This is a genomic window from Parasedimentitalea huanghaiensis (assembly GCF_009753675.1).
In the GTDB taxonomy this organism is placed as follows: domain Bacteria; phylum Pseudomonadota; class Alphaproteobacteria; order Rhodobacterales; family Rhodobacteraceae; genus Parasedimentitalea; species Parasedimentitalea huanghaiensis.
Genome location: NZ_WQLV01000004.1, coordinates 20,330 through 34,191, shown reverse-complemented (window position 1 = coordinate 34,191; position 13,862 = coordinate 20,330). Strand labels below are relative to the sequence as shown.

Below are 13,862 nucleotides of genomic sequence, written 5' to 3'. Positions count from 1 at the left end.
GCTTACTTGGTGGCTGCTTCGACAACCGGACGCCATGTGGCCTCGTTCTCGGCCATCCAGGCAGCAACCACTTCTTCGACCTTGCCACCGTCTACGTCGACGGCACCCATCATCGGCTGCTGATCTTCGACAGCAAGGGTGTAGTTTGACAGGATTTCGCTGGCAGCAGGCCATGTTTCAGCCAGACCGGACCAACCAGCCTTAAAGATGCGCGAAGCGGCAAAGTCACAGTCATTGATCGCATTGGGGTTCGGGCCCCAAGCTGGATCTGAGAAACAGGCATCTTCACCGGCTGGCAGATCAACAAATTTCACATCATAGGCCGACATCGCCCAGTGTGGCTGCCAGAAGGTAACCAGCAATGGTGTCTTACGCTCGGTTGCGGCGCGCAGTTCAACAATCAGAGCAGCCTCGGAACCGGCAGGCACAGCTTTGAACGGCAGGTCCAGGCCTGTCATACGGTCAGCACCCGGTGTGCCCCAATCAGCGGGGTAGTCAACCAAACGACCTGCTGGCAGTGTTTCAGCCGAGGCAAACAGCGGCGCGCAGTCCTTTAAGGCTTCCCATGCTGGCAGACCTGGGCACAGCTCACCCACGTGTGCTGGATAGGCGATACCTTCGCGGGCGGCCAATTCCAGATCACCCAGCTCTACCACAGTGCCTTCACCAATTTTCTTAGCATAGTCATCGGATACGTTCGAAGACCAGATTTCCAGCGTTGCGTGGATGTCGCCATCCGCAATCGCCTGGAACTGGTTCATCATGCCAGCCGAGACGTATTCAACCTTATAGCCAGCCGCCTTTAGCATTTCACCAGCGATATGAGTGGTAACGTGCTGTCCGGTCCATTCGTTGACCGCCAGGCGGATGGGCTTGTCCACCGCGCCCAGATCAGCCGCTTGTACCATTCCGGTTGTTACCGCAAATGTGGCCGCTCCAAGCGTCGCCGCATATCTCGTCATCTTCATAAATCTACTCCCAGTGTTGTTGTTCTGCGCCCGCCCGTGAACAGACCGGCATTCTAATTGGAATCTGAACTTTCGTAGCTTGAAAAGGCCACTGGATCCGCAATCTGTTTTTTTGTCCCGATCAGGATGAGTCTCACCATCAGATTGACCGGTGTGCCTCTTAGTGCTTGACCAGATAACGACACTTTGTCGAGCAATTGCGGCTCATTTCTCCATTTTTTGTTCCACCGTTCAATTTTTGATGCGAACGATCAAGATTTAACCTGTCTTCTCCGCTAAATCTGCCGACCTCCAGAATCCTTGAACTCAGATTAACTGCTGTATCCACAGCAAAAGGCTCCCAACCTAGAGCCTAACAGTTGGCAGGCAGCAAAAACGCAATATTATTAAAGACAGGGATAATCAGGGGGTATACATGACAACCAGTTATTCGATTCCATCTGCACTGCGTCTCGGCTTCATCGGCGCACTATTTAGTATTGGTAGCAGTACTGCCGCCGACACAATCGACTGGAAAACTGTAGGCGGTTGGGATGTTTCTTTCTATCCCAGTTCCGAAGGCTGTCAGGCCTTTGCCCTATTCGAAGAAGACACCGCCTTTTTTATCGGTTTTGACAATACCGGTGGCAACCTCAGCCTAGACATCACCCTGCTGGACAATCGATGGAGATCAATCGAAAACGGCAGTGAATATTCGATCACGGCCAAATTTGGCAATGAGAGCCCATGGACACTGGCGATGGATGGCATTCAGGTCGACGGGTTTCCGGGGTTAAACATGTTGATCGATGCCAATTCAGATCAAGCAGGTTTGTTCATTGATGAATTCCAACGCAAAGGTTCTATGACTTGGAGCTTTGGCAACAGTCCTCTGGGTCGGTACACCCTTCGCGGATCTCGCAAGGCCTTCAATGAGGTGGTGGCCTGCCAAAGGTCTTACCTCGAAGCTTTGAATGGCAGTTCGGACCCGTTTGCCACATCCGACCCCTTCAGGAAGAAGAGACAGTAGTAAACTACACTGCTTGGAATTCGTTTCCTCTAATCGTGAAATCCGGTTAGCGGCATTTCTTGGCGATCATGTAGACTGGATCATAGGTCAATGGCAACTTTCCATCCTGACCAAACTGATCCCGATAAGCGGTTTCAAATTCCCCCAGCCGCCCGCGGCTCCAACGTTGTGAAGCCTGGGCGTTGACACCAGTTTTCCTCAGGTGACGCAACAGCTCAACAGCGCTGTCAAACTGCAGAACCATCGGTTCTTGCGCTACATGCATCAGCTCGACATCGCGAGGCAGCAATGCAGGCCAATCTTGGGCATCATGATAGCTTGGCGCAGCAGCGTCTGATCCTAGATTTCGTAACTCGTGAAACTGGGCTCTGCCAAATCCTGAAACAGCTAGCCAACCTCCGGGACATAGCCGGGCGACCAGTCGCGCCATCAATGCTGGAACATCACTGACCCATTGAACAGTGGAAGCAGAAGCGATCAAGTCTAATTCTTTGGGAAGCGGCACTGTTTCTATTGGGCCAAAAGTGAAATCTGTTCTCTCAGCCCGATCCGAAGTCAGCACGCTTAACCCAGACACGGCCTCAGCCACCAGATCATTCAGAGACAGGTGGTGAATATCGAAATTCTCAATCAGCGGCCGCGTTAAATGTCCTGTGCCACAGCCAAACTCAAGAACATTTTCAAACCGGGCTGGAGCACCTTGTTCACGCAGCATCTGCACCAGATTGGTAGCAATCTTTGCCTGTGCCGTAGCACCCATGTGGTAACTGCTCAGCCCGCGGCGAAAACTTTGCCGCACCCGGTTTTGGTTCAAATTTGAGGTCATGTTGTCTCTCAAGACAATAACTCCTGCCAATTTGAAAAATGTCCGAATGGAGCATGAGGAGCGGAAACCTGTCGGGACCATCCGTCTGGCCAAGCACGTTTTTGATTGGCCGTTGGAAAAATCTTGTCGGCGTCGCTGATCCAGACAAGATCAAACTCTATCCCCTGCGCATCGCCACGGGCTTCAATTTCACACAATTCTTCGCGACGGGCAACGCAGTCAATCGGAACATTTTGCTGACGTTTGTTGAAAGCACGGGCCAAGAACAGCTGGTAGGTCTCCTGACTTAAGGTTTCAATCGTTTTGCTCATAGCCACGGGCGGCACGCCAGTCATCCGGTCAACTGGCGTCAATGTGCCGTTCACAGCAACCTTGTGGCCAAAAGGATCGGCACGTCCCTGCTGCCAATGGGCATAAGCCACTACGCCAAAGGACCAAGCGACCAGGTTGATCCTGTCATATGCGGTCAGGTCCGGCAGATCGGCATTAAGGTCACGAAAGTCGCTAGCAAAGAGAACGTCGTATGGGCCGGTCAGGTGGTCGAACACTTGCGAACCAACCGCCCAACCGCCAAAGACGACAATGGCTTCGGCCTCATACTCTCTCTTTAACCAGCGAAAGTCCATTACAGTTCTCGTGCCAATCGCAACATGCCGTCGGTGATCTGGGTCAACTGGTTGGGCGTGGTGATAAAGGGCGGCATGGTATAGACATTTTTGCCAAAGGGTCGCAGGAACACGCCCATCTCACGGGCCAAGCCATGGGCCTGATCGGCTGAAACACGGTGCTTCATTTCAATCACCCCAATTGCCCCCAGAACCCTGACATCCGCCACATTGGGTAATGCTTGCGCAGGGGCCAGTTCAGTTGTCATTTGGTCCGCAATGCCAGAAACGGTTGCGCGCGTGTCCTGTTCGGTCAGCAGTTCCAGCGAGGCCAGTGCTGCAACGCAGGCCAACGGGTTCGCCATATAGGTGGGACCATGCATAAAGATACCGGGATTGCCGCCGCCGATACCTTCCGCCACACGATCGTTGGTCATGGTACATGCGAAGGAGATATGCCCAGCGGTCAGACCCTTGCCCAGGCTGATGATATCCGGCTCGATGGTGCAGAAGTCGGTGGCAAACATTTCACCGGTGCGGCCAAAACCTGTGGCGATCTCGTCAAAAATCAGCAAGATGCCCAGCTCATCGCAGATCGCGCGAGCTTGGTTCAGGTATTCGGGATGGTAGAAATACATCCCACCAGTTCCCTGCACCACGGGTTCAAGGATGAACCCTGCAATCTTGTCCTTGTTCGTTTCAAGCAGGCGGCGCAGATCTGCCAAACCATTTTTCGCCGGATCATCATTCCAATCTTCGTTCAGGCAGATCGGTGGACGGTTGACAAAATGCTGCACACTTAGCGCACCTTGGAACAGGTGGTGCATGCCGGTGTCAGGGTCACAGACGCTCATCGCCTTCCATGTGTCACCGTGATAGCCGGATCGCACGGTGGCGAATTGAGATCGCCCTGGGAATCCCATAGCGTGTTGATATTGAACGGCCATTTTCATCGCCACCTCGACCGAGACCGAGCCGCTGTCACAATAGAATATTCGCGTCAGGTTCTCTGGCGTAATCTCGAGCAACTTGCGACCAAGGTTGATTGCCGGGTCATGGGTCAACCCGCCGAACATCACATGTGGCAGCTTGTCCAGCTGGTCGTGCATCGCCTGGGTAACCCGTGGGTTACGATGCCCATGCATCATGCACCACCAAGACGACATTGCATCGATCAATTGGCAGCCGTCATCCAGTGACAGGTGAACACCCTGCGACTCTTTCACCATAAAGGTCGGCCCCGGTTGCGTGACGTTAGTATAGGGATGCCAAAGGTGCTGTTGATCGAATTCCAGCTGGGTTAGGTCAGATGCGCTCATGGCAGGATCGCCTTTTTGATCGTGTCGAGGTCGATGTGTTTGGCGAAGGCTTGATGCAGCTCTTCAGACCGGCCGCTAGGCTGGTCCGCGCCTGACCTTCCCCCTGGGAAGGCGCTTTGCACCTCCCCAAGATCAGGCGCTTCTGTTGCGTTGTTCAATCCCTCGATCATCGGTAAGCGTCCCAGATGCGCGACTTTGCCGAATTGGCAAATGGTCTCTTCTACCGCGTCTTCTGCCTCACCAATAAAGGCTACGCCGATCACGTCGCAACCCCCGCCACGTAGGGCCTGCAAGGACAGCAAGGTGTGGTTGATCGTACCCAACTGTGTGCGGGCACAAAGGATCACAGGCGCGCCCCAACGGGCAAAGAGATCCAGATACAGAACCTCGCGGTTCAGCGGCACCATCAAGCCACCGGCACCTTCGGCAACCAGAACGCCGTCCACCTGTGGCAGGTCCAGAGAGTCGGGATCAATTTCGACGCCTTCGGCCTCGGCCGACAGATGTGGCGAAGCAGGCAGTTGCAGCAGATAGCCCTCGGGCAAGGACGGGCGACCAGACAGGCGGGTGACAATCTGGCTGTCGGTTTCCTCTTCCTGCCCCGATTGCACTGGTTTCCAATATGTGGCGTTGAGCGCGGCGGTTAGGCCAGCGGAAAACACGGTTTTGCCGATCTCAGTATCGGTGCCTGTGACAACAATAGCGCTCATGTCGCGGCCTCCAGTTCCTTGGCGAGATCAGCGAACAGAGCTGAAATCACCTGCTTTGACGTGTTCAATGTCACCGAAATTCGCAACCGCGAAGTACGGCGCGGAACAGTGGGGGGGCGGATTCCGCGAATGTCATAGCCGCGGTCCTGCAGAGCGATGGCTATAGCCATGGTACGTTTGTCGTCACCGATGATAATGGGAAGGATCTGACTTTGAAACCCGCTCAGGCCACAGTGAGTTTCAGCCTCGCTATGAGCATGATGGATTGCGCTCCACAGCTGATCCTGACGCATGGGATTGTGCAACAGTTCTGACAAGGCAGCGCGCACCAAGGCCGCATTCAGAGGTGATGGAGCCGTTGCATAAATAAAGGCACGTGCTTTGTTGATCAGGGTTTCGATCAGAGCGGAGGCGCCGCAGATCAAGGCGCCCGATGCTCCAAGTGCCTTGCCACAGGTGTGCAAAGACAGGACGTTAGGAAAATGAGCCACTTTATGCCCCAAACCTCGCCCCAGGTCACCAAACACACCGGTCGAATGGGCTTCGTCTAACACCAGAACTGCGCCCACCCGGGTCGCCAAATCTGCAAGCGCCGCCACGGGCGCACAGTCGCCATCCATCGAATAGACCGCTTCAACCGCGATCCAGACTTGCCCAGTGCCACCGTCGGCGTGCCATTTTGCAATTTCAGCCTCGGCAGCAGCAACATCATTGTGGGCGAAACTGCGTGTTTGTGCGCGGCCCAATCGCATTCCATCATGGGTGCTGGCATGAATCAACTCATCATGCAGGACCAGATCGCTGTGCTGCGGTAGTGTCGAGAAGATGGCCAGATTGGCCTGAAACCCACCGCTCATGAACAAGGCAGCCTGCGTACCAAAAAAACTTGCCGCCTCGGTTTCCAATAGTTGGTGTTCGTCTGCATTACCGCGCAGCAGGCGTGAGCCGCCTGCTCCAACAGGTACACCACGCTCAAGCGCGGCGCTGGCGGCGTCGCGCAGCAGGTCCGACCCGGCCAGCCCGAGGTAGTCATTTGACGCAAAATCCTGCCCTGCGCGGGGCATCAGGCTGCGATAGCGGCCCCGCGACCTGAGCGCATCCAGCGCCTTTTGATGGCGCGGGAAAGCGCCCGTGCTCATTTAGATCCGTCGCAGCCCACCGCCATGGGCGAAATGCCCAGACGGGCAAACAGCGCGCTGTCTTTGTCTTCTTCGGGGTTGTCGGCGGTCAGCAGGGTTTCGCCAACAAAGATCGAGTTGGCCCCAGCAAAGAAACACATGGCCTGCATCTCGTCACTCATATCCGTGCGTCCTGCCGACAGGCGCACATGCGACTTTGGCATCAGGATACGTGCCAAGGCTACGGTGCGGACAAATTCGATCGGGTCCAGCTTGGCCACGTCGGCCAGCGGCGTGTCAGCAATTGGGATCAACATGTTGACCGGAACCGAATCCGGGTGTTCTTCGAGCGTGGCAAGGGCCAGCATCATGTCGATACGGTCCATCTGTTGCTCGCCCATACCAACGATCCCGCCAGCACAGACCTTGATACCGGCCTCGCGTACTTTATTCAGGGTTTCGATGCGGTCGGCAAAGGTACGGGTTGTGATGATTTCCGAATAGTAGCGTTCTGAAGTGTCGATGTTGTGGTTATAGTAATCCAAACCGGAATCGCGCAGACGGAACACCTGTTCCTCGTCCAGCATGCCCAAGGTCATGCAGGTTTCCATGCCCAGATCTTTAACACCCTTCACCATCGCCTCTAGCGCGGCCATGTCGCGATCTTTGGGCGAGCGCCAAGCTGCGCCCATGCAATAGCGTGTCGCGCCGCCCACTTTGGCCTTACGGGCCTCTGCAATCACACGTTCAACTTCAATCAGCTTACTGGCCGACAGTTGCGCGCCATTGCGGGCCGACTGCGAGCAATAGGCACAATCCTCGGCACAACCACCAGTCTTAATGCTGAGCAATTTCGATTTCTGAACCTGATTGGGGTCAAAATGCTGACGGTGCACAGTCTGCGCCTGAAACAGCAGATCCATGAAAGGCAGATTGTAAATCGCTTCGGCTTGCTCACGTGTCCAGTTGTTACGGATAGGGCTGGCGTCCAACATGTGATCTCCCAAGAGGAAATTATAGATAATTTTCACGCCAGACCATCCCGGCTGCATCAGTTAATAGATAATTTTCAATGTCGGTTTCAAGCCCCATCTCGCTACTGCCGCAATTAGTCGCGCATCTTGGCGCCTGCCAAAGGCGCTATTGCGCATATTCGCACAGGATCCGTTACTCGACGCCGATTGCGCCGCACCTCCGCACGACTATCTTTAGGTCAACCAAGCATGAACCGGAGGCAATCACATGTCGCTCAGACCCGTACTCGAAACCCGCAACGCAATTGCAACTATGGAAGGCGCTGGCGTCAAGCTGCATCGTGCCTTTGGTTTTCAAGACCCCAGTGAGCTGGACCCATTCCTGTTGTTCGACGATTTTCGTAATGAAAACCCCGAAGATTTCAAAAAGGGATTCCCATGGCATCCCCATCGCGGCATCGAAACCATCACCTATGTGCTGTCCGGAACTGTTGACCACACGGATTCTCTCGGCAACTCCGGCACCTTGGGTGCAGGTGATGTGCAGTGGATGACGGCTGGGTCGGGGATCATGCACCAGGAAATGCCCAACGGGAACGCGTCTGGACAGATGCATGGCTTCCAGTTGTGGGGCAACTTGCCCGGCGCCCAGAAAATGACAGCGCCGCGATACCAAGATGTTGGCAATAGCGACATCCCTGAGGTCATTGATGACGATGGGACTCGGGTCAAAGTCATCGTCGGTGAATTCTGGGGACAGCGCGGACCGGTTGATGGCATAGCCGCCGATCCACAGTACCTGGACGTTTATGTCCCGGCCGGGGTCAAGAAGACCTTCAAGATTGACACCTACCGACGCGCCTTTGCCTATATATTTGATGGTCAGGCTGCCTTTAGCGATGCTTCGGCCCCTCAAGGTGTCTTGCTGGAAAAAGAAGTGGCCGGTGAAGAACTGCACATCCGGGATATGTCAGGCGATCGGACGCTGGTACGGTTTGGAAGCGGAGACGAAATCACGGTAATGGCAGGTCCGGAAGGCGTTCGGTTTCTGCTCATCTCAGGTGCGCCAATTGACGAACCAGTCGCCTGGCATGGTCCTATTGTGATGAATACCCGTGCTGAATTGCAACAGGCCTTCGACGAATTGCGCAATGGTAGCTTCATTCGGCCCGCCCATTAATCAGCAAATTCAGCGGTCGCAACAACCAAATGAGTCATTTACCGTTACGTGACTCTGGAAATTGCGGCCGCAACCTGACATCGTAAGCAAATATAAGGTTACTCTCTTCTAAATTGAAATCGGACCTTTTTGTCCGAAGTGTTTTTTTATCGTTTTGCCTTGGGGTGTTCCCAAATGAAATATCAACGGACGACCGAACGGCCGCTGGACAAAGCAATGAGAGAACGTCTGCATCTTCGCAGCGGAAGTACCATTGTGCTGAAACTCATTCGCGGCCTGATCCATACCAGCGACACTGTTAGCCGGACACTGTTTGGCCACCCGCTTATTGCACTACGTGAAAGCGAAGCCCTTTTCGATCAGGTAGACGGGCTAAAGGGCCAGGCCTTGGTCAACGCCCTGCTGGCACGAGATGGAGGCACCACAATCACAGCTCATGGGCTGCAAAACATCCCTGCCACCGGTCCAGTTATAATCGCATCAACCCATCCAACAGGAATCTTTGACTTTCCCGCCCACGCAGGAGCCCTGTTGGAAAAACGCCCCGACATGAAAGTCGTTGCCAACCAAGAGACAGAAAAGTTTCTTGGTGCAGAAAACATCATTCCAGTCACGATCAACAAACAAAACCGCGCTGTATCGGGAAAACAAACCCGGCAGGCGATGCTAAATCACCTTGCAAACGATGGGGCAGTTTTAATTTTCGGATCAGGAAGGGTTCCCGATTCCAAACAGGGTCAATTGGTAGAACCCGCATGGCGAAACGGCTCCACACTGGTTTCCTTGGCCAGCCAGGCGCCAATTGTACCCGCAACACTAGATGCCAGAAACTCCAGAGCCTACTACCGCATACGCGCCGTTGCCCGGTTCCTTAGCGGAGGCAATGACCATTTTGGCGCCATGGTAGCGTCACTTCGGTATACGGCTGAGCTGATTGAAAAGCTGGGCGGGCGATACGACGTTCATTATGGCAAGCTGCTCCCACCCGGGGCCGACCCTGCAACTCTAAAGCAGGCAGCAGAATCTCTTGTTCCAGGGCAATATCAAGCCTGACCTGTACTAACGTCAGATGTGGCAGACCAACGATAGACCACCTCGTCGCCGCCACCTTCGCCGTGAAAGCCGGCCCGCTGCAACACGCGAGCAGACGCGGTATTGTCGGCCATGACCCCACCGCACAGTACAGTATCAGTATCTCCAAAATGCTGCTGAAGCGCCGAAATGAGTTCGGTTGCCCGCCCTTGCCCCCAGACGCTCTGGGCAAACAGATACCCAAGATGGCGCTCCTTGCTACTTGATTCTGCATAAGAAAGGACCAGCAGTCCAACACCTGCACCCGAAATATCAAACAAAGCGACCACTTCGGCCTCACGAGATAATTCGGTCAGGAAATCCCTCTGCGCTGAAAAACTAAGAAGGTCGTGAAACCCACCGGGTAGGAATTTCACCACTTCGGGCGTGAAGAAGGTCGACAAATCGTGCGGGGACAGCAGGCGCCAATCATCACAATACAGCTGATCCGACCTAACCGCGAGCAGGGTCATGACACCATCGCCCGCCGCACCATCTCCCAATATGTTGTCTCAACTTCATCCAAGGAAAGCCGCCCACCAGAGCGATACCAAGTATTGACCCCATTTAGCATGGCGATCACAGCCAGCGTTGCGATTTTAGTATCCGGCACTACAAACACGCCTTCACTTACGCCCTGCTTAAGGATCATCTCTAGCGCGGTTTCATATTCACGACGTAGCGATTCGATAGAGGTGAAATTGTCCGGAGACAGGTTGCGTAGCTCCATATAGGCGATGAATACAGCGTCCGGCCGCCTCATATGGAACCGGATGTGGAACCGTGTAAAGGCTTCGAGCTGTGACAATGCCCCACCGTCGCGCGGCAAATCACGCCACGAGGCAAGAAGCTCGGTCATATGGCTTTCCATCAGCCGAAACAGCAGGCTTTGCTTGTCTGGGGTATAGTTATACAACGCCCCCGCCTGCACACCCACCTCCCGCGCAATCTGACGCATGGAAACAGCAGCATAGCCGTGTTGCGCAAACAGACGCAGTGCCGCGTCAGAAATACGCGGGCCAGTTATGCCGGAATGTGATCCCTGAGTTCGTGCCATGCATCTAGACTATCTGAACAAACGTTCAGAAAAAACCCCTGCTTGCGCCTTTTGCGTCAAACAGGCATCAAAGAGAAAGAGAAAAGGACGAACCGCCATGAGTAGCCGAACTGCGTTGAAATCCTGCGCCTGCATCATTGCACTGATGGCTGCCGCCTGCACCCGGGTACCCGAGCTGGAAGACCAGTTGACCCCGGCATTGAAACGGGCCGACTATCCGATGCTGGTCCCATTAGAGAGTGCGGCCCCTCCCCTGCCTGACCCGGCGATAGAGAGCACTGCTTTGGAACAAGAGCTGGCTGCACGAAGTGCCCGATTACAGGCGCGTGCAGGCGCGTTGGCTGCAAGTTCCAACTGATCTAACCTGCGTCGACGCCACCCACTAAACCGTCTTGCCGTAACGTCTGGCACCGCCTCCTCGACCTAGGTCAAACCTCGCTTTGGCACCGAAATCGCACAGGCGTCGACAAGATAAGCCATGCGTTTCCTTACCTTCCGAACTTCAGCGCCGTTGCGCCTCTCCCCTGAATTGGCTAAGGCGGAGGAAAGATTAAGAATAAGGGATCATCAACTATGACAGAGCCGCTTCGTCTTGGGATTGCAGGTTTAGGTACCGTTGGCATGGGCGTGATTAAAATCATCCGCCGCCAGGCTGACCTGCTAGAGGCACGAACGGGTCGTCCAGTGGTGATTTCCGCTGTTTCCGCCCGTGATGCGAGCAAAGACCGCGGCCTGTCCCTTAGCAGCTATGCTTGGGAAACGGACCCGGTCGCACTGGCCAAACGCGACGATGTTGACGTGTTTGTGGAACTGATGGGTGGGCATGAAGGCGCAGCCAAGCAAGCCACCGAAGCCGCGCTGGCAACGGGCAAGGACGTGGTCACCGCCAACAAGGCACTGCTGGCCATTCACGGCCAATCACTGGCTGAACAGGCTGAAGCCGCAGGCCAGGTAATCCGGTTTGAAGCTGCTGTCGCCGGCGGTATCCCAGTGATCAAATCTCTGACTGAAGGGCTGGCAGGAAATGAAATAACGCGCGTAATGGGCGTGATGAACGGCACCTGCAATTTCATCCTGACCCAGATGCAGGCCACCGGACAGGGCTATAATGCCTTGTTCGAAGAATGCGCCAAGCTGGGCTACCTCGAAGCAGATCCCAATCTGGATGTTGGTGGCATTGATGCTGGTCATAAGCTGGCATTGCTGGCTGCAATTGCCTTTGGCACCAAGCCTGATTTTGAAAACGTGCAGCTGGAAGGCATTCAGCGCATCACGCTGGAAGACATCAATCAAGCTGCAGACATGGGCTTTCGCATCAAATTGCTGGGGGTAGCTCAACGCTCTCCTCGCGGTTTGGAACAGCGCATGTCACCTTGCTTGGTCCCGGCCAGCTCCCCGATTGGGCAGCTGGAAGGCGGCACCAATATGGTCGTGATCGAAGGGGATGCAGTGGAACAGATCGTTCTGCGCGGTCCTGGTGCTGGTGAGGGCCCAACAGCCAGCGCCGTACTTGGTGATATTTGCGACCTAGCACGTGGATTGCGCATTGCCACCTTCGGCCAGCCCGCCAACAGTCTGCATACAATTCCTGCAGCTCAAACAGGCATGCCAGCCCCCTACTACCTGCGAATGGCATTGCAAGACAAACCCGGCGCCCTGGCCAAAGTGGCCGCAGCCCTGGGAGATGCGGGCGTCTCAATCGACCGGATGCGCCAGTACAGCCACTCGGAACCAACAGCACCAGTTCTTATCGTCACCCACAAATGTACCCGGGCGACGTTGGATGTCGCGTTGGAGGCACTCGAGGCCAGTGCGGTGGTCGCCCAAACGCCGGTCGCGTTGCGTATCGAAGAACTTTGAGCACATTGCTGCACAAAAACCAAAATTAGCCCGGGCTGCGGGGTCTCAACCCGCCCCGGATCATACTCGCCTCTTGCGAGCCCTGCCCCGCACGGGGTATGCGACGAGTAACCCTCATTGTTTGAGACAGGATATTGATCATGACTTCGACCCTTTCCGACGCGGCCTTTAACGACCGCATGTTGTCCCTGGGCCTGGCCCGTGTTGCCGAACAGGCGGCCTTGGCCTCAGCCTCTTTGGTGGGTCGTGGAGACGAGAAAGCCGCTGACCAAGCGGCCGTCAACGCCATGCGTGAGCAATTGAACCTGCTGGACATCGCTGGCGTGGTGGTCATTGGTGAGGGTGAGCGCGACGAGGCGCCGATGTTGTTCATCGGTGAAGAAGTAGGCACTGGCAAAGGCCCCGGTGTTGATATTGCACTGGACCCTCTGGAAGGCACCACGCTGACCGCTAAAGACATGCCTAACGCGTTGACGGTGATTGCCATGGGCCCACGCGGATCCATGCTGCACGCGCCTGATGTTTATATGGACAAGCTCGCAGTTGGCCCCGGCCTGCCTGAAGGCGTTGTCACCTTGGACATGAGCCCGACCGAACGGGTCGTCGCCTTGGCTGAGGCCAAAGGATGTGCCCCATCCGATATTACGGTTTGCATTCTGGAGCGTCCACGCCACGAAGCCATGATTGCCGAAGTGCGCAAAACTGGTGCTGCGATCCGCCTGATCACAGACGGAGATGTCGCTGGTGTTATGCACTGCGCCGAAAGCGAAACCACCGGCATCGATATGTATATGGGGTCTGGTGGCGCTCCCGAGGGTGTTCTGGCTGCTGCAGCTCTAAAATGTATGGGCGGTCAGATCTATGGTCGGTTGTTGTTCCGCAATGACGACGAACGCGGTCGCGCAGCCAAGGCAGGTATCACCGACCTGAACCGGATTTATGCCCGCGACGACATGGTCACTGAAAATGTGATTTTTGCGGCCACTGGCGTTACTGGTGGCACCCTCCTGCCTGCCATCAAACGCGAACCCGGATGGGTAGAAACCAGCACCCTGCTGATGCGCTCCAAATCCGGCTCGGTCCGTCGGATGTCTTATCGCACCCCGGTCTAACCCGTTGCGGGGCCTAGGTCCCGCTGCCTCCACCGGCGACGTCCGGAGAAGGT

15 protein-coding genes are annotated in these 13,862 nt (G+C 55.4%); 6 read left to right on the top strand and 9 right to left on the bottom strand.

Translation table 11 applies throughout. From position 1 onward, the window contains the following. Nucleotides 1-2 precede the first annotated feature (2 nt). Complete coding sequence (locus tag GO984_RS07785; RefSeq protein WP_425339646.1) at nucleotides 3-962, bottom strand: ABC transporter substrate-binding protein; 960 nt, start codon at nucleotides 960-962, stop codon at nucleotides 3-5. Between the two features lie 421 nt (nucleotides 963-1,383). Between GO984_RS07785 and GO984_RS07780 the strand changes: the two genes are divergently transcribed. Continuing rightward, a complete protein-coding gene (locus GO984_RS07780; protein WP_157021994.1) occupies nucleotides 1,384-1,977 on the top strand; it encodes a hypothetical protein in 594 nt (197 codons plus the stop codon). Between the two features lie 46 nt (nucleotides 1,978-2,023). Here the strand turns inward: GO984_RS07780 and bioC are convergent, their stop codons facing one another. From bioC to bioB, 6 genes are read right to left on the bottom strand one after another with little or no spacing between them, the layout of a single operon-like run. Beyond that, the gene (gene bioC / locus GO984_RS07775; protein WP_157021993.1) at nucleotides 2,024-2,803 is read right to left on the bottom strand and encodes a malonyl-ACP O-methyltransferase BioC; all 780 of its coding nucleotides are present in this window, start codon (nucleotides 2,801-2,803) and stop codon (nucleotides 2,024-2,026) included. A gap of 8 nt (nucleotides 2,804-2,811) precedes the next feature. Further along, entirely contained in the window at nucleotides 2,812-3,429 is a 618-nt protein-coding gene (locus GO984_RS07770; RefSeq protein WP_157021992.1) for a pimeloyl-ACP methyl esterase BioG family protein, read from the bottom strand. Next, complete coding sequence (bioA, locus tag GO984_RS07765) at nucleotides 3,429-4,727, bottom strand: adenosylmethionine--8-amino-7-oxononanoate transaminase (protein WP_157021991.1); 1,299 nt, start codon at nucleotides 4,725-4,727, stop codon at nucleotides 3,429-3,431. The genes GO984_RS07770 and bioA overlap by 1 nt, the downstream gene beginning before the upstream one ends. Next, nucleotides 4,724-5,437: a dethiobiotin synthase gene (bioD, locus tag GO984_RS07760; RefSeq protein WP_157021990.1), complete on the bottom strand. Its 714-nt coding sequence runs from the start codon at nucleotides 5,435-5,437 to the stop codon at nucleotides 4,724-4,726. The genes bioA and bioD overlap by 4 nt, the downstream gene beginning before the upstream one ends. Continuing rightward, on the bottom strand, nucleotides 5,434-6,576 hold the full coding sequence (locus GO984_RS07755) for an 8-amino-7-oxononanoate synthase (protein WP_245231041.1): 1,143 nt from the start codon (nucleotides 6,574-6,576) through the stop codon (nucleotides 5,434-5,436). Before GO984_RS07755 ends, bioD begins: the two co-directional genes overlap by 4 nt. Beyond that, nucleotides 6,573-7,550, bottom strand: a complete 978-nt coding sequence (gene bioB / locus GO984_RS07750; RefSeq protein ID WP_157021989.1) for a biotin synthase BioB — start codon at nucleotides 7,548-7,550, stop codon at nucleotides 6,573-6,575. Before bioB ends, GO984_RS07755 begins: the two co-directional genes overlap by 4 nt. Before the next feature lie 247 nt (nucleotides 7,551-7,797). Between bioB and GO984_RS07745 the strand changes: the two genes are divergently transcribed. Together GO984_RS07745 and GO984_RS07740 are read left to right on the top strand one after the other, a co-directional pair. After that, nucleotides 7,798-8,709 (top strand): pirin family protein, encoded by a 912-nt coding sequence (locus tag GO984_RS07745; RefSeq protein ID WP_157021988.1) that lies wholly within the window; start codon nucleotides 7,798-7,800, stop codon nucleotides 8,707-8,709. A 216-nt stretch (nucleotides 8,710-8,925) separates the two neighbouring features. Then, a complete protein-coding gene (locus GO984_RS07740) occupies nucleotides 8,926-9,762 on the top strand; it encodes a 1-acyl-sn-glycerol-3-phosphate acyltransferase (RefSeq protein WP_167740268.1) in 837 nt (278 codons plus the stop codon). Here GO984_RS07740 and GO984_RS07735 read toward each other — a convergent pair. Continuing rightward, entirely contained in the window at nucleotides 9,753-10,253 is a 501-nt protein-coding gene (locus GO984_RS07735) for a GNAT family N-acetyltransferase (protein ID WP_157021986.1), read from the bottom strand. The genes GO984_RS07740 and GO984_RS07735 overlap by 10 nt on opposite strands. Then, entirely contained in the window at nucleotides 10,250-10,837 is a 588-nt protein-coding gene (locus tag GO984_RS07730; RefSeq protein WP_157021985.1) for a TetR/AcrR family transcriptional regulator, read from the bottom strand. Before GO984_RS07730 ends, GO984_RS07735 begins: the two co-directional genes overlap by 4 nt. 97 nt (nucleotides 10,838-10,934) lie before the next feature. On the opposite strand from GO984_RS07730, the gene GO984_RS07725 reads away from it, so the two are divergent. From GO984_RS07725 to glpX, 3 genes are all read left to right on the top strand, one after another. Next, the gene (locus GO984_RS07725) at nucleotides 10,935-11,195 is read left to right on the top strand and encodes a hypothetical protein (RefSeq protein ID WP_157021984.1); all 261 of its coding nucleotides are present in this window, start codon (nucleotides 10,935-10,937) and stop codon (nucleotides 11,193-11,195) included. 215 nt (nucleotides 11,196-11,410) lie between these two features. After that, nucleotides 11,411-12,697 carry a homoserine dehydrogenase gene (locus tag GO984_RS07720; RefSeq protein WP_157021983.1) on the top strand — a complete coding sequence of 429 codons (1,287 nt, stop codon included), beginning with the start codon at nucleotides 11,411-11,413 and terminating at the stop codon, nucleotides 12,695-12,697. Nucleotides 12,698-12,837: 140 nt separating this feature from the next. Then, the gene (glpX, locus tag GO984_RS07715) at nucleotides 12,838-13,809 is read left to right on the top strand and encodes a class II fructose-bisphosphatase (RefSeq protein WP_157021982.1); all 972 of its coding nucleotides are present in this window, start codon (nucleotides 12,838-12,840) and stop codon (nucleotides 13,807-13,809) included. The last annotated feature ends 53 nt before the right edge of the window (nucleotides 13,810-13,862 follow it).

Bases quoted from the DNA above. Each gene is read 5' to 3' on its own strand.
- glpX (WP_157021982.1), top strand. From the start codon at position 12,838: ATGACTTCGACCCTTTCCGACGCGGCCTTTAACGACCGCATGTTGTCC.
- bioC (WP_157021993.1), bottom strand. From the start codon at position 2,803: ATGACCTCAAATTTGAACCAAAACCGGGTGCGGCAAAGTTTTCGCCGC.
- GO984_RS07735 (WP_157021986.1), bottom strand. From the start codon at position 10,253: ATGACCCTGCTCGCGGTTAGGTCGGATCAGCTGTATTGTGATGATTGG.
- GO984_RS07725 (WP_157021984.1), top strand. From the start codon at position 10,935: ATGAGTAGCCGAACTGCGTTGAAATCCTGCGCCTGCATCATTGCACTG.
- GO984_RS07770 (WP_157021992.1), bottom strand. From the start codon at position 3,429: ATGGACTTTCGCTGGTTAAAGAGAGAGTATGAGGCCGAAGCCATTGTC.
- GO984_RS07780 (WP_157021994.1), top strand. From the start codon at position 1,384: ATGACAACCAGTTATTCGATTCCATCTGCACTGCGTCTCGGCTTCATC.
- bioD (WP_157021990.1), bottom strand. From the start codon at position 5,437: ATGAGCGCTATTGTTGTCACAGGCACCGATACTGAGATCGGCAAAACC.
- GO984_RS07745 (WP_157021988.1), top strand. From the start codon at position 7,798: ATGTCGCTCAGACCCGTACTCGAAACCCGCAACGCAATTGCAACTATG.
- GO984_RS07740 (WP_167740268.1), top strand. From the start codon at position 8,926: ATGAGAGAACGTCTGCATCTTCGCAGCGGAAGTACCATTGTGCTGAAA.
- GO984_RS07785 (WP_425339646.1), bottom strand. From the start codon at position 962: ATGACGAGATATGCGGCGACGCTTGGAGCGGCCACATTTGCGGTAACA.
- bioB (WP_157021989.1), bottom strand. From the start codon at position 7,550: ATGTTGGACGCCAGCCCTATCCGTAACAACTGGACACGTGAGCAAGCC.
- GO984_RS07755 (WP_245231041.1), bottom strand. From the start codon at position 6,576: ATGAGCACGGGCGCTTTCCCGCGCCATCAAAAGGCGCTGGATGCGCTC.
- GO984_RS07730 (WP_157021985.1), bottom strand. From the start codon at position 10,837: ATGGCACGAACTCAGGGATCACATTCCGGCATAACTGGCCCGCGTATT.
- bioA (WP_157021991.1), bottom strand. From the start codon at position 4,727: ATGAGCGCATCTGACCTAACCCAGCTGGAATTCGATCAACAGCACCTT.
- GO984_RS07720 (WP_157021983.1), top strand. From the start codon at position 11,411: ATGACAGAGCCGCTTCGTCTTGGGATTGCAGGTTTAGGTACCGTTGGC.